The sequence below is a fragment of the Brevibacterium sanguinis genome (assembly GCF_039528855.1).
Taxonomy (GTDB): domain Bacteria; phylum Actinomycetota; class Actinomycetes; order Actinomycetales; family Brevibacteriaceae; genus Brevibacterium; species Brevibacterium sanguinis.
Genome location: NZ_BAAAMB010000010.1, coordinates 218,036 through 234,924, shown reverse-complemented (window position 1 = coordinate 234,924; position 16,889 = coordinate 218,036). Strand labels below are relative to the sequence as shown.

Below are 16,889 nucleotides of genomic sequence, written 5' to 3'. Positions count from 1 at the left end.
TGACCGGCCGACTGCGATTGACGACAAGCTGAGAGTCGAGGTCAGCCCTCCCTGAACCGTCTGATCGCAACGTCCTGTTGGGCGAGGCGGCGCAGGGCGAGCAGTACCGGTTCGAGGAGCAGGGTGCCGAGCACCGCCTGCCGCACGGCGCTGTCGATCTCGGCGGTGGGCACGGTGTCGACCTCCGCCTCGGCGAGGTCGTGGACGGTGCGCCCGTAGCGAGCGAGGCCGCCGTCGATGAGGTCGATGCCCGCCGCATCGAGAGCCCGCAGCGCCGTGGCGAGCTGGTCGACTTCGACGCTGTCGGGGTCGATCGTCCACCCGAGTTCGGCGACGAGGCCGAGGGCCGCCTCGGTGCTGGTTCCCTCTGGCCCCTGACGGGACGAGCCTGTCTGACGGGGTGGGCCTGCTTGACGGGGGGCCTGCGCGGGCATCGTCGCGTGCTGTGCCGCGCCGAGCACCTCGGAGAACGTCTCCGGCGGATCGTCGATGACGCCGAGCACGCGTTTGGCCGCCTCGATGCTCAGTCGGGCCGGGCCGAGGAGGGCGCGGATGAGCTCGAGACGGTCGACGTGCGCCTCGGAGTAGACCGCCTGCGTCGCCGACGTCCGCTCGCCGGCCGGCAGCAGTCCCTCCCGCAGGTAGTACTTGATCGTCGCCACCGGCACGTCGCTGCGTCGCGACAGCTCAGAGATCCGCACAGAGTCCTCCTTCTTGCGTCTGATCCTTCTTCCGGCTGATTCCACCCTCCGTCCCCTTGACATTGGACAGTATAACTATCCAATATTGGAGAGTGCAGGTATCCATTATGTCAGGAGCTCACGATGACGACGACTCGACTCACCCATGATTACGACGGCGAACTCGTCGTCTTCCACATCGGCATGCGCATCCGTCAGTGGTGGCGCCCCGACCTCTGGCTGCCCGTCTTCCAGGCGATGCCGCCGATGCTCCGCGAGCTCTCGCAGGACCCCGACTCCGGACTCCTCGGCTTCCGGCTGATCGCCGACCCGCGCGGTCCGTGGACGGTGCAGTACTGGAGTTCGCTCGAGAAGCTCTATGCCTACGCCTCCGATCCGCAGGCGTCCCACCGACCCGCATGGTCGGCCTTCAATCGGCGCGCGCGGAATGCGCCGCGTGCCGTCGGCGTGTGGCATGAGACCTACCCGGTGGCCGGTGCGGAGTCGATCTACGTGGGCATGCCCCCGATCGGACTCGCCGAGGTGGTCGGATCCCGCCCGGTCACCGGTCGCAGCCATCGCGCGGCCGACCGCCAGGCCCGTCTGGATCGGTGAAATCACTGGTCAGAGCCTTGGTTCCGATGGGTAAGCGAGACCTCCATCACGCCGGGGAGGGACGGGGAATATCACCGGGAGGATTCTCGTTGATTGAGTCAAACAGACGTATATGAGTCACCCTGGCTCAACTTCCAAAGGAGACCGTTTTGGCTAACTTCTTCGGACCTTCCAGTGGTGGCGAAGGCTCTTTCGACGAGTTCCTCGCCCGCTATCTGCAGGGTCAGAACACACCACGGCAGGGCCGTTCCGTCGACATCAACCGGTTGCTGTCCAAGCGCACGCGTGAAGTCGTCGATGGCGCTGCCGAGTACTCGCGGCGGCGCGGACAGGAAGAGGTCGACGCCCTCCACCTGCTGCGCGTGATGGTCGATTCCGAGCACGGCTCGGCGTCCCTGCGCCAGGTCGGCGCGGACCCCGAGGCGATCGCCCGGGCCATCGACGAGCGCCTGCCCGAATCCGCCGAGGCACGCGAGACCGAGGGCGCGCCGACACTGACCGGCGCTGCCCAGAAGTCGCTGCTCGACGCCTACCAGGTCGCCCGCGCGTTCGGCTCGACCTACATCGACCCCGAACACCTCTTCTTCGCCTTCGTCCTCAACCAGGAGATGCCCGCCGGGCGGATCCTCGCGCAGGCCGGGGTCACGCAGGCGACCCTGCAGGCCGGTGCCCAAGCGGCCGAAGCCAAGCAGACGCAGGGCGGGACGACCGAGTCCGGTGAGGGGGAGTCGATGCTCGAGAAGTTCGGCACCGACCTCACGGCGCTCGCCGCTGAAGGCCGGCTCGACCCGGTCATCGGTCGTGCCACGGAGATCGAGGAGACCATCGAGATCCTCGCCCGCCGCACGAAGAACAACCCCGTTCTCATCGGTGAGGCCGGCGTCGGCAAGACCGCCATCGCCGAAGGCCTCGCCCAGGCCATCGAATCGGGCGAGATCCCCGCGCAGCTGCGCGGCAAGCGCGTCGTCTCCCTCGACATGCCCGGCATGCTCGCCGGCACCCGCTACCGCGGTGACTTCGAGGAGAGGCTGACGTCGACCCTCGACGAGATCGCCGAGGACGGGGACACCATCGTCTTCGTCGACGAGCTCCACACCCTCGTGGGCGCCGGCGGCAACGGCGAATCGAACTCGATGGATGCCGGCAACATCCTCAAGCCGAGGCTCGCCCGCGGGGATCTCCACCTCCTCGGCGCGACGACTCTGCGCGAGTTCCGCACGATCGAGAAGGACTCGGCCCTGGCCAGGCGCTTCCAGCCGGTCATGGTCGGGGAACCGACCATCGAGGACGCCGTGACGATCCTCGACGGCCTCTCCGGTCGCTATGCCGAACACCACGGCGTCACCTACGACGCCGAGGCGATCCGCGCCGCCGTCGAACTCTCGCACCGCTACATCACCGACCGGTTCCTGCCGGACAAGGCGATCGACCTCATCGACCAGGCCGGTGCCCGGCTCTCCCTGCGCCGCGGACCGGTCGTCGACACGGCGGCGATGCGCGCCGAACTCGGCGAGCTCGAAGCGGAGAAGAACTCGGCGGTCGCCGCGGAGAACTTCGAACGGGCAGGCGAGATCCGCGACGAGATCTCGCGCCTCACCGACCGACTCGAGGAGGTCCTGAACTCAGCGACCGCCTCGGCGGAGGACGGTGACGGCGTCGTCGATGCCGAGCAGATCGCTCAGGTCGTCTCCCGGGCCACCGGGATCCCGGCTTCGAGCATGACGCAGGAGACGAAGATCCGTCTCGCCGGGCTCGAGGATATGCTCCACGGGCGCGTCGTCGGTCAGGACGACGCCGTGACCGCGGTGTCGAAGGCCATCCGCCGGTCGCAGACCGGAATGGGCGACCCGGCCAGGCCCATCGGCAGCTTCCTCTTCCTCGGCCCCACGGGCGTGGGCAAGACGGAGCTGGCGAAGGCACTCGCCGCGACCCTCTTCGACGACGAGTCGGCGATGATCCGGTTCGACATGAGCGAGTTCGGGGAACGGCACACCGTGTCCCGTCTCGTCGGCGCCCCTCCCGGGTACGTCGGCTACGACGAGGCCGGTCAGCTCACCGAGCAGGTCCGCAGGCGGCCGTATTCAGTCATCCTCCTCGACGAGGTCGAGAAGGCGCACCCGGATGCGTTCAACCTGCTGCTCCAGGTCCTCGACGACGGTCGGCTCACCGACGGTCAGGGCCGGACGGTCGACTTCCGCAACACGGTCATCATCATGACCTCGAACCTCGGGTCCGAGTTCATCGGCCAGAGCACTCCGCTGGGCTTCACCTCGGCGGATGCCACGGTCACCGACCATGACCTGCGGGCGAAGGTGATGGGCAGGCTCAAGGAGGTCATGCGTCCCGAGTTCCTCAACCGGATCGACGAGACCGTGATGTTCACCCGCCTCGACCGCGCCCAGCTGCGGGAGATCGTCGGACTCCAACTCGAACTCTCGATCGAGCGCCTGGGGCGTCAGGGCATCGCCCTCGACGTCACCGCGGAGGCCATGGACTGGCTCGCCGAGGCGGGCTACGAACCCGAGTTCGGTGCCCGTCCGCTGCGCCGGGTCATCCAGCGCGAGCTCGACGACCGGATCGCTGACATCCTGGTCACCGAGGCTGTCGCCGAAGGCGGAACCGTCGACGTCACCGTCGTCGACGGACAGCTCACGGTGGCTCCTCGCACCGAGGCGGCTCCGCTGGCGGCCTGACCGGTCGCCGGCGCGAGGCGCCACCCTCTTCGACGCGGTGATCCGACATTTACGCCCTTTGCAAAGGGCGTAAATGTCGGATCACCGCGTTGTTGTGTCTGCAGGGCGTTGAAGGCGCTGCCTAGGCCCGTGGGGCGCCCGTGTGATCGACGCCGAGGGCGCGGTTGATCGTGATCCGCTCGACGAGTGTCCACGCGGTCGTCGTCATGAGGTAGAGGGTCGCGGCGAGCGGCACGAACGCGGCGAAGACGGCGGTGAGGAACGGCATGAAACTGAGCATCCGCGTCATCCCCGACAGGTCGACCCCGCCGGGCAGCTGGGTCGCGGAGTCGGCCGCCGAGGTGGTCGGCTGCGGCATGAGCAGGTGGCGGGAGAGCGCGGCGACGACGGCGATCGCGACGATGAGCCCGGCATAGAGCAGTCCCGCGACCCAGGTGAGGTCGCCTGCGCCGATGAGACCGACGAGGCTCGAGCTCAGCGGAATCCCGAAGAGCGTGTGCCCGAGCAGCTCGTTGGCCTGACCGCCGATCGTCGGCTGGACGAAGAGGCCGTAGACGGCCATGAGCACGGGAATCTGCAGGAGCACCGGCAGGCAGCCGGCGAACGGGGAGGCGTTCTCCTCCCGATAGAGCTCCATGAGCTTCTCCTGCATGACCTGCTGGTTCCCCTTGTGCCGCTTCTGCAGCTCGGCGATCTTCGGGGCCAGGCGCTTCCGTGTGATGCCGGCCCTGACCTGCGAGAGGCCGACGGGGATGAGGAGGGTGCGCACGGCGAGGGTGAGCACGATGACGGCGATCGCCGCACTGCTCTCACCGGCGAGCGGTTGGAGGAGGTCGCTGAGCGCGGTGACGAGCCAGTACGCGCCGGAGACGAGGAGTTTGATGGGTGGGAATTCGTAGATGTTCACAGACGGTGTCCTTCGTTCGTCCGGGTGAGCACGGAACCGGGCTCACGCGGCGTGCACGCGCACTGCGACAGTGCTCGGGCACAGGGGTGGGGTCGTCACCTGAACGAGGAATAAGCTGCTGGACTCCCGCGCCGAGGCGGGGCAACGGGGCCGTGCCAACAGGACAGCACCGAGGCGGGGCAACGGGGCCGTGCCAACGGGGCAGCACCGAGGCGGGACAACGGGGCCATGCCAACGGGGCAGCGCCGAGGTGGGGCAACGGGGACATGCCAACAGCGCAGCGCCGAGGCAGGGGGCAGTCCCGTCAGAGCATCGCAGAGGAGTCGTCGTTCAGGCGTGGGCTGAGACGACGAAGGACGGCGCTCTGGCCATCACGGTGCCCGGGGTGCCGGGTGCGGCCGGCATGCGGAAGTCGCGGACCGCCGAGGGCTCACGGCGCATCCACGGACCGTGCGGGGCCAGGGAGAGCACGCGCACGAGCGCACTCGCCGCCCACACCCCGACGGGAGTGAGGAACGCGGCACCGAGGAGGACGAGGACGAGAAGATGCGCCGGCGACTGCGGAAGCACCGCATCGACATCGGCGCTGAGCACGACGACGATGAGCTGGATCGCCATCCACAGACTCAGCATCGCACCCGCCTTCCCCCAACAGTTCCTGCGCTGTCGACGATAGCACGCGCGTCTGCCCACGGCAGGCACGATCCGCTCCCGGCAGAATCCGCACCGGCGACCGCCTCGGCGCTGTCATCGTGGGGACATGTTCACACTCACCGCTCCACCGGTCTGGGACGAGAACGACGACGTCCCCACCGTGACCCCCGTCCCCGAATCCCAGCGCATGCTCTTCGCCCACCGCTCGGTCGTCTTCAACGGCGAGCTGCGCGACGACAACGGCATGGAGATCGCCTCCCGCCTCATCCTCCTCTCGGCCGAGGACCCGGCCGCCGACATCTTCCTCTGGATCAACTCCCCGGGCGGGTCGGTGCCGATGATGCACGCGATCGCCGATGTCATCGCCGCCCTGCCGAACGATGTCGTGACGATCGCGTTCGGGTGGGCCGCCTCGGCGGGGCAGTTCGTCCTCACGATGGGCACGCCCGGCAAGCGCCTGGCGCTCCCGCACGCGAAGATCCTCCTCCACCAGGGGTCGGCGGGGATCGGGGGCGCGGCCGCCGACATCGAACTCCAGGGCGGGGACCTGCGCGACGTCCGCGACTCCGTCCTCACCCGCATCAGCGAGGCGACCGGGCAGACCTTCGACCAGGTGTTCCACGATTCCCTGCGCGACAAATGGTTCTCCGCCGAGGCGGCCGTCGAGTACGGCTTCATCGACCGGGTCGTGTCCGCCTCCTCCGAGCTCTTCGCGCCGCTGGGACCGGGGCGCACGCACGGACTCGCGACGGACGGAGCCCGGTGATGAGCCAGTACACGATCCCCCACGTCGTCGACCGGTCGGGGAACTCCGAGAAGATCGTCGACGTCTACTCGCACCTGCTCGGCAATCGGATCATCTACCTCGGCGTGCCGATCGACGACGGCGTCGCCAACACCGTCATCGCTCAACTCCTTCACCTCGAAGCGTCCAGCCAGGAGGTGCCGATCCACCTCTACATCAACTCACCGGGCGGTTCGCTCACCGCGATGACCGCGGTCTATGACGCGATGTCGCACGTGTCCGCGCCGGTCGCGACGACGTGTGTCGGACAGGCGGTCGCCGACGCCGCGGTGCTGCTCGCCGGGGGAGAGGCGGGGCAGCGGTCGATGCTCGCCCACGCCCGGGTCGTCCTGCGGCAGCCGCACGCGGACGGGGCGCGGGGGACGATCCCGGACCTCATCGTCGCCGCCGACGAGATCGTCCGGCAGCGCCGAGAGGTCGAGGCGATGCTCGCCGCCGACACGGGGCGGACTCCCGAGCAGATCCACGCCGATCTCGACCGTGACCTCGTCCTCGACGCGACCGCGGCGAAGGCGTTCGGGATCGTCGACCAGATCGTGTGAGGCGGGTGCGCCGCGCTGGAGGTGGGTTGGGGTGCCGGGCGCGAGGTGGGACGCCGGGCTGGCGGCTTGCCGAGCTGTGGGATTGACGTCCTGTGGGTTCGGTATGGCGGAGGTTCGCCGGGCTGTGCGTTCGCCGTGCTGCAGGGGCTCAGGCCGCGAGTGAGAGCTGAGCCTGGCCGGTGCTCCGCGCGGGTGCGGGAGCCTGGGCGAGGCGGGCGAGCTGGAGCGAGCCGGCCTGGAGATCGGCGGCGGCGAGCACGAGGACCTGAGGGAGGGAGAGGCCGAGGACGGCGGCGATCGCCTCGATGACCTCCGAAGAGGGATCCTTGAGGCCGCGTTCGATCTCGGAGAGGTACTGCGTGGAGACCCCCGACAGCTTCGAGACGGCGGCGAGGGTGAGCGCGAGCTCCGTACGCCGCACCCGCAGCACGCGGCCGAGGGTCTCTCGCCAGAGCCGGGGCGGGGTCACGGGGGCGCGTTGGTCGTCCATGCTGTGAGCCTAGGCCGACCGACGTCGGCTCGCGAGGCTTTCCGCTGTGAGCAGACGACCGCGGCAGCAGCGCGGGAGGTCGCGCCAGCCTCGCGCGAGGTCGATTCGGCATCGCGTGGGGCTAACGCGGCACCGCGGGAGGCGCCTCGAGGTGGATTCCGCTCGACTCTCGCGTCGATCTCGAGCGGAATCCACCTCGGGAGCACTCTCAGCTCACGTCACCGAGCCCGACTCACGTTACCGAGTCCCGACTCATTTCGTCGGGGCGTCGGCGACGGTCGAGTCCGCGCCCGCGGAGAGCAGGTAGCGGAGCACGTCGGTGGCGGTGACGACACCGAGCGTCCCGTCGGCGCGCTCGACGAGAGCGAGCTGTGAGCCCTCCTCCTTCATCACGGCGAACGCCTGAATGACGGTCATCGTGCCCGGCAGCACGGTGACCGGTCGCAGCGCCTCGGTGACGGGGTCGGCGTCGTCGAGCATGAGGACGTCGCGCACGTGGACCATGTGGGTCGGGGGTCCGTTCTCCTCCGACCGCACGAGGATGCGGCGGTGCCGCTTCTCGTGTGAGGCGCTGCGCACGTCCCCGGCGGTGGCTCCGGGGCCGACGACCGTCGGCGCCCCGTGCCCGGCGACGAGGTCGTCGAGCGTGAGCTTCGACAGCGCCAGGGCGCTGAGCAGGGAGTCCGAATCGTCCTTCTCGAGCGTCCCGGCCTGCGCCGAATGCTGGAGCAGCTGCCGCAGATCGTCGGGGTTGTGCGACTGGTCGACCTCGTCGACGGGTTCGACGCCGACGCGCTTGAGGCACCAGTTCGCCGCGTTGTTGAGCGCGATGAGCAGCGGCCGGGTGACGAACATGAACGCCCGCATCGGCAGGGCGAGCATGATCGCCGACCGCTCCGGGTGGGCCACGGCCCACGACTTCGGCGCCATCTCACCGACGACGAGGTGGAGGAACGTGACGATGACGAGCGCGAGGACGAACCCGATGACGTCGGCGAGCCACAGGGGCAGGCCGGCCGCCTCGGCGATCGGGGTGATCCAGTAGTGGACGGCGGGCTTCGTGATCGCACCGAGGGCCAGGGTGCAGGCCGTGATGCCGAGCTGGGAGCCGGCGAGCAGCACCGAGAGCTCGGTCGAGCTGCGCAGGGCCGCCCGGGCCGAACGGCTCGTCGGGGCGGCGTCCTCGAGCCGGTGGCGCTTGGCCGCGATGAGGGCGAACTCGACGGCGACGAAGAACGCGCTGAGTCCGATGATGAGGATGGTCAGGGCCGCGACGACCCACGGGTTGCTCATCATGAGGCCTCCTCGATGGTCACGGTCAGGCGGGAGGGCACGTGCGAATCGACCTCCACGACTTCGGCGGCGAGCACCTCGGCGACGGGCGGCTCGGCACCGGCGAGATCACCGGGATCGATCGGCAGGGGGATCTCGAAGCGGTCTCCGACCTCCGGGAAGCCCTTGGCGTGCTCGACGACGAGACCGGACAGGGTCTGCGCACTCGTCTCCGGCAGCTCGCGCTGCAGGGCCCGCTCCACCTCGTCGAGCGGGATGACGCCGGGGGCCGACCAGCGGCCGGGCACGATCTCGACGATCTCCTCGACGACGGCGTCGTGCTCGTCGACGATGTCGCCGACGATCTCCTCGCCGAGGTCCTCCATCGTGATGACGCCGGCGAAGCCGCCGAACTCGTCGACGACGCACGCCATCTGGGCGTGGTTGTCGGTGAGCACCCGGACGGCGTCGGGCAGCGGCAGCGACTCGGGCACGAACACGGGGTCCTTCATCAGCGACGCGAGATCCGCGTCGTCCGGGTCGGCGGCGATGACGTCGAGGAGGTCGATCGTGCCGATGACCTCGTCCTCGTCGGAGAGCACCGGATAGCGGGAGTGCCCGGTCTGCATGAGCGCACGGATCTCGCGCAGCGGGGTGCCCTCGTCGATGACGTCGACACGGGAGCGGGGCACGACCGCATGGTCGACGGTCTGCTGCGGGAAGTCGAGGATGCGGTCGAGGACGAGGGAGTCCTCGTCGACGAGGTCGCCGCTCTCCCGCGACTCCGCGACGATGTGCTTGAGGTCGCGCCGGTTGACGGCGTGATCGACGTCGTGGACGGGTTCGATCCCGAGCACCTTGAGCAGGGCGTTCGAGGAGGCGTCGAAGATCTTGATGAGCCACCCGAAGATCGCCAGATAGATCGAGGTCGAGCGGGCCAGCCACAGCGCCAGGGCTTCGGGGCGGGCGATCGCGAGGTTCTTCGGGAAGAGCTCGCCGAAGAGCATCTGGATGATCGTCGAGACGACGAGCGCGAGCACGGTGCCGATGAGGACGCCGGTGCCGGTCGGGATCGGGGTGCCGCCGAGGGCTTCGCCGACGGCGGTGCCGATGAGCGGCTCGGCGACGTAGCCGACGAGCAGACCCGTCACGGTGATGCCGAGCTGTGCGCCCGAGAGCATGAAGGAGGTGCGGCGAGTGATGCCCAGCGCGCGATCAGCGGCGCGATCGCCTCCAGCGGATCTGGCCGCGAGGCGGGAGCGGTCGACGGCCATGTAGGCGAACTCCTGGGCCACGAAGTAGCCGGTGGCCACCGTGATGAGGAGAACGACGATGAGGCCGATGAGCAGAGAGAGCAGCCAGGTCATCGTCGGCCACCTGCCTCTGCAGGATGAAGTTGTCGAGTGTGGTGCGAAGTGATGTCCCAGCCGGGACTTCGATAGTCGTCCATGTTCCTTCCGAAAGAGACTGTGGCAACGGCTGAGCACGATTATCCGGGTGTCAGCTGGCAAAAAGCTGAGTCGATGACGGCCGGGGTTTCAATTCTCTTGAAAACTTAAGTTAGGCTGTCCTTGTCAAGCACACGGACCGCGTCGCGGTCCACCACTGTCGAAAGGGCAGGGATGTCGATTCCATTCGCGCGCCGGGCACTCGCCGCGGGCACCATCGTCGCACTCGCGTTCACCGCGAGCGCATGCAGCACAGACTCCTCGGCGTCGGAGGCCACCGCGTCCTCGGACTTCACCCCGGTGACGATCGAACACGCACTCGGCCAAGCCGTCATCGAGGAGGAGCCGCAGCGCGTCGTCACGCTCGGACAGGGGTCGACGGAGACCGCGATCGCCCTCGGCAAGACGCCGGTCGGCATGGAGGAGTACGCGTGGGGCAGCGATGACACCGGCTACATGCCGTGGATCTACGAGGCCGTCCAGGAGCGCGGCGACGAACTGCCCGAGCAGTTCCAGGGCGCGACCGAACTCGACGTCGAGAAGATCGCCTCGCTCGAACCCGACGTCATCCTCGCCCCATGGTCGGGCATCACCGCCGACCAGTACGAGCAGCTCGACGCGATCGCCCCGACGGTCGCCTACCCGGAGCAGCCGTGGACGATCGAATGGGACGACCAGATCACGACGATCGGCAAGGCGCTCGGGCAGGAAGAGGAGTCGCAGCAGCTCGTCGAGGACGTGCAGAGCCAGCTCGACAGCGCCAAGCGCGATGAGTACAAGGACCTCACCTTCTCCTTCATCTACAACGACGGCCCGGGCACCCTCGGCGTCTTCTACCCGCAGGAGCAGCGCGTGGCCATGGTCTCGGCGCTCGGTCTCACCCCCGATCCCATCGCCGAGGAGCTGCGCGCCGACTACGATGCGCCGGGCACCGATTCCGCGCTCATCGGTCTGGAGAATGCCGACAAGCTCAACAACTCCGACCTCATCTTCACGTTCTACTCGGATCCTGCGAGCCGCAAGGAGATCGAGGGGCAGAGCGTGTACGCGAACATTCCCGCGATCAAGGCCGGTGCCGTCGTCGCCCCTGAGGACCAGTCGTTCGTCACCGCGTCCTCGATCATCAACCCGCTCACCGTGCCCTGGGCGCTCGAGCGCTACGTCCCGATGATCGACGCCGCCGTTGAGAAGGTGCAGAAGTAAGATAGCGCGCCGCCATCGCTCGGGCCCGATCGCCGAGGTGGTCCCGGATGTCGTCCGGGGCGATGACCTCGGCATCGGGCCCGAGCTGCCACAGCGCCCAGATCGCGTGCTCGGCATCCTGGAAGGTCACGGTGAGGTCGAGTTCACCGCCTGCGACCGTGCTCTGCCCGGGAGGCCGCTGCTCGACCGGCCGCGCCCGACCGAGGTCGATCGCCGTCGCGCGCAGGGCCGCGGCGCCGGCGCCTGACGTCCGCACCGTCACCTCGACGGTGTCACCGGCCGTGCGGAAGCGCTCGCTGCGCTCGCGCCACAGCGCCGGCAGGTCGACGGTCTCGGGGCGGTCGGCCACCTCGGCGAGGAGTTCAGCGGCCTGGATCCGCGACAGCCGGTACGTCCGATCCTCCCCGCCGGCCAGGGCGAGGAGATACCCCCGACCCCGCGCGGAGACGAGTCCGACCGGATCGACGATGCGCCACCTCGGTGAGCGCTCGGGTGAGCCTCCCGCGGACCGATAGAGGAGCCGGAGCCTGCGGCCGCGGAGCACACCGAGGCGAACGGACTCGAGCACCTCGGCCGGCACCGTCTCCGATGCGCGGGGCCTGGCGAGGAGGTCGATGTCGGGGTCGATGAGGATCCGCTCGCTCACCGTCGTCGCCTGGGAGCGGTGACTCTCCGGCAGCGCGTCGACGAGTTTGCGCATCCCCGAGCCGAGAGCCGGAGCTAGCCCGAACAGCTCCTCGCCGCGGGGGAGACCGGCGGTGAGCAGCGCGAGCGCCTCATCGTGGCGCAGGCCGGTGAGCTCGGTGCGGAAGCCGGGCAGAAGGGAGAAGCCGCCGTGCCGACCCCGCTCGGCATAGACGGGCACGCCTGCGGCCGAGAGCGCGTCGATGTCGCGCAGCACCGTGCGCGTCGAGACCTCGAGTTCGCGGGCGAGCGTCTGCGCCGACAGTCGGCCCCGCTGCCGCAGCAGGAGGACGAGGGAGACGAGCCGGTCCGCACGCATGTCGTCACTCTATGCGAATACCTGACAGGAGATGTCGTGATTGTCGGACAGCCTTGAGGGACGGGGCGTCGACCACGGCGTCCTCACACCCACCTTCAGGAGGAACGATGGACCGCACGGCAGTCAATCCCGTCACCTGGTCGACCGAGCTCGGCTTCAATCAGGGCGAGCTTGTCACCGGGCCCGCCCGCACCCTCTTCATCTCCGGTCAGACGGCCATGGACGCCGAGGGCCGACCCCAGCATGAGGGCGACATCGCCGCACAGCTGCGCCTCAGCCTCGACAATGTCGAAGCCGTCCTCGCCGCAGCGGGCATGGGGTTGAGCGATCTTGTGCAGCTCAACGTCCACACGACCGACATCGACGGGCTCTTCCCGCACTACGGGGAGCTCGCCGGGCGCCTCGCCGCGGCAGGCGTCGCCCCCACGACGACGATGCTCGAGGTCAGTCGGCTTGCGGTGCCCGGCCAGCTCGTCGAGCTCGAGGGGATCGCGCTTGCGTGAGCGCGGCTTTGTGCGTCTCCCACGCCGCAGCGAGGTCGACGTCGTCGATGAGCCACGACATGTAGTCGTGCATGTTCGTCACCCGGGCATGGGCGTCCGTGCCCGGGGCGACGCGCTCGAGCGCCGAGGCGGCAAGGCTGCGCTGGGCGCGCAGGTAGGCATACTCGCGCTCGAGGAAGCCCGCCCACACATCCTCGTCCATGATGAACCGGTCCGCCCGGGTCCCCGGACGGCGCACCCGGCGGACGAAGCCGGAGTCGACGAGGCGGCGGGTCGCCGTCGACACGGTGCCCGCACTGATGCCGAGGGCCTCGGTCAGCTCGGCCGCGGTCACCCCGCCGGAGGAGTCGAGGAGCAGGTAGCCGGCGATCCGGCCCTCGAGGACCGAGGCCCCCGACATCGCCCACATCGTGCCGAAACGGGTGCTGAACTCGATCCGGAAAGCGCGGCCTGCGGTACTGTCGTCGGACATCAGCTCAGCGCGCTCAGCTTCTTCCATTCGTCCCAGGAGTACACCCAGTCCGAGATGTCGCTGTCCTCGGTCGACAGGTCGACCGAGGAGTCCTTGATGATGACCGGATCCCCGTAGATCGCGGAGTCGTAGTACTCCTTCGCCCGCTGCGTCGTTAAGTTGATGCACCCGTGGGAGACGTTCTGCGACCCCTGGACGCCGGCCGACCACGGGGCGGCATGGACGAACTCGCCGTTGTTGTGGATCCGCACGGCCCACTGCACCGGGGTCGTGTAGCCCCACCGCGCCGAGGTCATCGTGTAGTTCGCGTGCTTCGACATGACGACATGCGTGCCGTTGTACGACGGCGCCTTCGCCGAGCCGAGCGACGTCGGGAAGTCCATGACCTCCTTGCCGTCGCGGGTGACCGTCATGCGATGGGTCTTCGCGCTCGCCTCGGTGACCTGCTCACGGCCGATCTCGAAATCCAGGGTGAGATCATTGGCGCCGATGCGGCCATCGGCCATCGGCACGTTCTTCACCGGCGCATCGACGGAGACCTTCGAGTACGCGGGCCAGTACTCCTTCGGGCGGAAGTGGAGACGCGACTCCGGATCGTTCGGCAGCCATGCCCACGACCCTTCGACCTCGCGCTTCTTCCCGTCCTCGTCGGTGACGTCGACGGAGAGCCGATGCTCGACATCGTCCCGGTACTCCTTCGCGACCGTCGACCCGAAGGTGAGGACGATGGGCGCTGCGACCCCGACGGTCTGGTCGTCGGAGAGCACGGTGCGCATCGTCATCGGCTCACCGTCGGCCGCAGCGACCGTGGCCGTGGCCTCGAAGTCGTGGTCCTTGCCATCGGGCGTCGTCGCCGTCGCGCTCACCTCGTACGTGCTGTCGGCGACGAGATCGAAGTCCGAGGTCCACCCCGCTGCGCTGTCCGGTGCCGTCACGGTGTCGGCGTCATTCGGCGCCGAGGCGGTCGACGGGCTCTCCGACGACTCCGGCGCCGAGGTGGCCGACGGGGACGGCGCGTCCGTGTCCTCCGGTGAGGTGAGTCCCCCGGCGGTCGGGTCGCCTTCGCTCTCGAGTTCCGTGCCGGCGGCGTCGACGAAGGTGCCGGGATCGACGGCGATCCTCGGGTGGTCGGGATCGACGAGGCTGACGTCCTTGAGCACCGCGCCGTCGACGCTGAGGACGAGGCGCTTGCCGGAGTCGACGTCGATGTCGGCACCGGTCTGCACGGTCTCGCCGACGGAACTGCCGGTCGCGGTCGGGGAGGCGCTCGCCTCGGAACCGTCCGCCTCGGCGGAGTCATCCGCTTCGGAGGCAGCGCTGTCGGCGACGGTGCCGATGCGGAACTCGGGTGCGGGGGAGACCTCGGCGGACGTCGAGTCCTCACGGGTGTCAGAGGGGTCGGAGCTCGACGGGGTGCAGGCGGCGAGGAGGGCCAGAGCGGAGACGGCGGCGATCGCCCCGGAGATCTTCGTGCGTGACAAAACAGGGAACCTCGTTCGGAAGACAGAGAAGGGGAGCGGAATCAATGCTATTGATGCGAAATCACGAAAGTATTGAGAATGCGTGACAAAGCCCGCGTGGAATTCCGCTTAACGCCTCTCACCTGGGGAATCGGTGCGTCAGGGAGTTGTGGAATCGTGATGTGGAGGGGAATCGAAGGACTCCCCGTGCACCCGCCAGAGCTCGCTTACCCTTGCTGCCTTCCGGCCCTGGGGGAGTTCACAAGATGACGCCGCACGGGGAGCCACCGACCAGTCTAGGCGAGGTCGCGGGCTGCGGACAAAATGAGCGCGTGCGAGGTCGATCACTGCAGCCGGCGCGCCTTCGCCAGCAGCACCTCCCGCTCCCGGTCGTTCGTCGCCAGCGCGGCCGCCCGCTCGAACTCGGCCACCGCCTCGGCGCTCCGTCCGGCCCGGGCGAGGAGCTCACCGCGCACGCTCGGCACATGATGGAACCTCGGCAGCGCCGCGGTCACGCCCCGGTCGGCGATGTACTCGAGCCCCGCCTCGGGGCCGTGGGCCTCAGCGAGGGCGATCGCCCGGTTGAGCGTCGTGATCGCCGACGGGGCGGCCAGTTCGAGGTCGCCGTAGAGGGCGGCGATGCGCTCCCAGTCCGTGTCCGCGAGCGTCCGCGCTCGCGCATGGACGGCGGCGATCTCCGCCTGCAGCGTGTACGTTCCGCGGGTCTCGCGCAGGGTCAGCGCCGTCGTCAGCGAGGCCTCGCCGAGGCGGATGAGCGACCGATCCCAGCGCGTGCGGTCCTGGTCGGCCAGAAGGACGGGTTCGCGGTCGGGGCCGAGCCGGGCGGGGAAGCGCGCGGCCGTCAGCGCCATGAGGGCGACGAGTCCGTGGACCTCGGCCTCCCGCGGCAGGAGACCCGCGGTGATGCGGGTCAGTCGCAGGGCATCGAGCGACAGCTCCGGCTTCATCCAGTCCGGACCCGAGGTCGCCACGTGGCCCTCGGAGAACATGAGATAGAGGACGGCGAGCACCCCGGTGATCCGGCCCGGCCAGGCGTTCGCCGGCGGCAGCTCGAAGGGGACCTCGGCGGCGGCCAGCGCCTTCTTCGCGCGGACGATGCGCTGCTGGATCGTCGGAACGGGAAGGAGGAACGCCCGGGCGATCTCCTCGCTCGTCAGCCCGCCGACGACCCGGAGGGTGAGCGCGAGCTGCGCCTCCCGGGAGAGCACGGGATGGCACGAGATGAAGATGAGGCGCAGCACGTCGTCGTCGATGGCATCGGGATCCCACGGCAGGGCGGTCGCCGTCGTCTCCTGCTCGTCCTCGAGATCCTCTCCGAGGGCGGCGATCCGCTCGGCGAAGCGCTCCTGCCGCCGCCACGTGTCGATCGCCCGGCGTTTGGCCACGGTCATCAGCCAGCCGGCGGGGTTCGCGGGGATCCCCGCCTCCGGCCACGCACTCAGCGCCTCGGCCACGGCCTCCTGCGCGAGATCCTCGGCGAACCCGAAATCGCCGACATGGCGGGTCAGGGACGCGATGATCTTCGCCGCCTCGATCCGCCACGTCGCCGCGACCACCCGAGCCGCCGCCTCGGCGGTGCTCCGGTGGTCGCGGTCGGTACCGCCGGCAGTCGGCGCCGCGGTCTCCGGTGGGGACATCAGTTCCCGGCGAGCCGGCCCTCGGCGATCCACTCCTGTTCCTTCTGCACCCATTCGTTGTCCTGAGGGAAGTCATCGGGCCCGGTGACGCGGCGGACCTCGATCTGGGAGCCGGCGCTCAACGGTGCGCGCTTGGCCCATTCGACGGCCTCCTCCTGCGAGGAGACCTCGACCATCCAGAATCCGTTGAAGAGCTCACGCAGCTCCCCGTAGGGCCCGTCGGTGACGACGGGATCGTCCTCGCTGAAGTCGACGACCGCGCCCTCCGAGGCGTCGGTGAGCCCGGCGCCGTCGGCGAGGACACCGGCCTCGATCATCGATTCGTTGTACCGTCCCATGGCGGCGATGACCTCGTTGAAATCGGCCTGTTCGAAGGCGTCGACGGCGGCCTGGTCGACGGCCCGCATGATGAGCATGTACTTCATGATGACTCCTAGCAGTCAGATGAACCTCGGAGAGTCCCGGTCGAGACCCTCTCATGCAC

Annotated in this window: 17 protein-coding genes and 1 other RNA gene; 6 read left to right on the top strand and 12 right to left on the bottom strand. The window is 69.0% G+C overall.

All coding sequences use genetic code 11. From position 1 onward, the window contains the following. Positions 1-41: 41 nt before the first annotated feature. The gene (locus ABD154_RS13040) at positions 42-701 is read right to left on the bottom strand and encodes a MerR family transcriptional regulator (RefSeq protein ID WP_198500622.1); all 660 of its coding nucleotides are present in this window, start codon (positions 699-701) and stop codon (positions 42-44) included. A gap of 123 nt (positions 702-824) precedes the next feature. Between ABD154_RS13040 and ABD154_RS13035 the strand changes: the two genes are divergently transcribed. Beyond that, on the top strand, positions 825-1,295 hold the full coding sequence (locus ABD154_RS13035; RefSeq protein ID WP_198500623.1) for a DUF4188 domain-containing protein: 471 nt from the start codon (positions 825-827) through the stop codon (positions 1,293-1,295). A 149-nt stretch (positions 1,296-1,444) separates the two neighbouring features. Next, the gene (locus ABD154_RS13030) at positions 1,445-3,988 is read left to right on the top strand and encodes an ATP-dependent Clp protease ATP-binding subunit (RefSeq protein ID WP_344251403.1); all 2,544 of its coding nucleotides are present in this window, start codon (positions 1,445-1,447) and stop codon (positions 3,986-3,988) included. 121 nt (positions 3,989-4,109) lie between these two features. Here the strand turns inward: ABD154_RS13030 and ABD154_RS13025 are convergent, their stop codons facing one another. Beyond that, positions 4,110-4,895, bottom strand: coding sequence for a YidC/Oxa1 family membrane protein insertase (locus ABD154_RS13025; protein ID WP_198500625.1), 786 nt, complete (start codon positions 4,893-4,895; stop codon positions 4,110-4,112). 330 nt (positions 4,896-5,225) lie between these two features. Next, positions 5,226-5,528: a hypothetical protein gene (locus tag ABD154_RS13020; protein ID WP_198500626.1), complete on the bottom strand. Its 303-nt coding sequence runs from the start codon at positions 5,526-5,528 to the stop codon at positions 5,226-5,228. Positions 5,529-5,655: 127 nt separating this feature from the next. Here ABD154_RS13020 and ABD154_RS13015 point away from each other — a divergent pair, with 127 nt between their 5' ends. Together ABD154_RS13015 and ABD154_RS13010 are read left to right on the top strand one after the other, a co-directional pair. Then, positions 5,656-6,315, top strand: coding sequence for a ClpP family protease (locus ABD154_RS13015; RefSeq protein WP_211978055.1), 660 nt, complete (start codon positions 5,656-5,658; stop codon positions 6,313-6,315). Continuing rightward, positions 6,315-6,896: a ClpP family protease gene (locus tag ABD154_RS13010; RefSeq protein WP_211978054.1), complete on the top strand. Its 582-nt coding sequence runs from the start codon at positions 6,315-6,317 to the stop codon at positions 6,894-6,896. Before ABD154_RS13015 ends, ABD154_RS13010 begins: the two co-directional genes overlap by 1 nt. Positions 6,897-7,044: 148 nt before the next feature. Here ABD154_RS13010 and ABD154_RS13005 read toward each other — a convergent pair whose 3' ends face one another. The 3 genes from ABD154_RS13005 to ABD154_RS12995 form a co-directional block, all read right to left on the bottom strand. Further along, positions 7,045-7,386, bottom strand: a complete 342-nt coding sequence (locus ABD154_RS13005) for a helix-turn-helix domain-containing protein (RefSeq protein WP_211978053.1) — start codon at positions 7,384-7,386, stop codon at positions 7,045-7,047. 252 nt (positions 7,387-7,638) lie between these two features. Continuing rightward, a complete protein-coding gene (locus tag ABD154_RS13000; protein WP_376904146.1) occupies positions 7,639-8,682 on the bottom strand; it encodes a CNNM domain-containing protein in 1,044 nt (347 codons plus the stop codon). Next, positions 8,679-10,025, bottom strand: a complete 1,347-nt coding sequence (locus ABD154_RS12995; protein WP_140955727.1) for a hemolysin family protein — start codon at positions 10,023-10,025, stop codon at positions 8,679-8,681. The genes ABD154_RS13000 and ABD154_RS12995 overlap by 4 nt, the downstream gene beginning before the upstream one ends. A gap of 255 nt (positions 10,026-10,280) precedes the next feature. Here ABD154_RS12995 and ABD154_RS12990 point away from each other — a divergent pair, with 255 nt between their 5' ends. After that, on the top strand, positions 10,281-11,309 hold the full coding sequence (locus ABD154_RS12990) for an iron-siderophore ABC transporter substrate-binding protein (protein WP_211978051.1): 1,029 nt from the start codon (positions 10,281-10,283) through the stop codon (positions 11,307-11,309). On the opposite strand, the gene ABD154_RS12985 is transcribed toward ABD154_RS12990, so the two are convergent. Next, entirely contained in the window at positions 11,239-12,312 is a 1,074-nt protein-coding gene (locus ABD154_RS12985; RefSeq protein ID WP_211978050.1) for a helix-turn-helix transcriptional regulator, read from the bottom strand. The two genes, ABD154_RS12990 and ABD154_RS12985, sit on opposite strands and share 71 nt — an antisense overlap. 107 nt (positions 12,313-12,419) lie before the next feature. On the opposite strand from ABD154_RS12985, the gene ABD154_RS12980 reads away from it, so the two are divergent. After that, complete coding sequence (locus ABD154_RS12980) at positions 12,420-12,815, top strand: RidA family protein (RefSeq protein ID WP_140955730.1); 396 nt, start codon at positions 12,420-12,422, stop codon at positions 12,813-12,815. Here the strand turns inward: ABD154_RS12980 and ABD154_RS12975 are convergent. The 5 genes from ABD154_RS12975 to ABD154_RS12955 form a co-directional block, all read right to left on the bottom strand. Continuing rightward, positions 12,757-13,287 (bottom strand): GbsR/MarR family transcriptional regulator, encoded by a 531-nt coding sequence (locus tag ABD154_RS12975; RefSeq protein ID WP_211978049.1) that lies wholly within the window; start codon positions 13,285-13,287, stop codon positions 12,757-12,759. The genes ABD154_RS12980 and ABD154_RS12975 overlap by 59 nt on opposite strands. Next, a complete protein-coding gene (locus tag ABD154_RS12970; protein WP_198500630.1) occupies positions 13,287-14,768 on the bottom strand; it encodes a L,D-transpeptidase in 1,482 nt (493 codons plus the stop codon). The genes ABD154_RS12975 and ABD154_RS12970 overlap by 1 nt, the downstream gene beginning before the upstream one ends. A 172-nt stretch (positions 14,769-14,940) precedes the next feature. Beyond that, positions 14,941-15,036, bottom strand: an RNA gene (gene ffs, locus ABD154_RS12965) — signal recognition particle sRNA small type. A gap of 55 nt (positions 15,037-15,091) precedes the next feature. After that, the gene (locus tag ABD154_RS12960; protein ID WP_198500631.1) at positions 15,092-16,405 is read right to left on the bottom strand and encodes an RNA polymerase sigma factor; all 1,314 of its coding nucleotides are present in this window, start codon (positions 16,403-16,405) and stop codon (positions 15,092-15,094) included. Further along, on the bottom strand, positions 16,405-16,830 hold the full coding sequence (locus tag ABD154_RS12955) for a YciI family protein (RefSeq protein WP_198500632.1): 426 nt from the start codon (positions 16,828-16,830) through the stop codon (positions 16,405-16,407). Before ABD154_RS12955 ends, ABD154_RS12960 begins: the two co-directional genes overlap by 1 nt. Positions 16,831-16,889 lie beyond the last annotated feature (59 nt).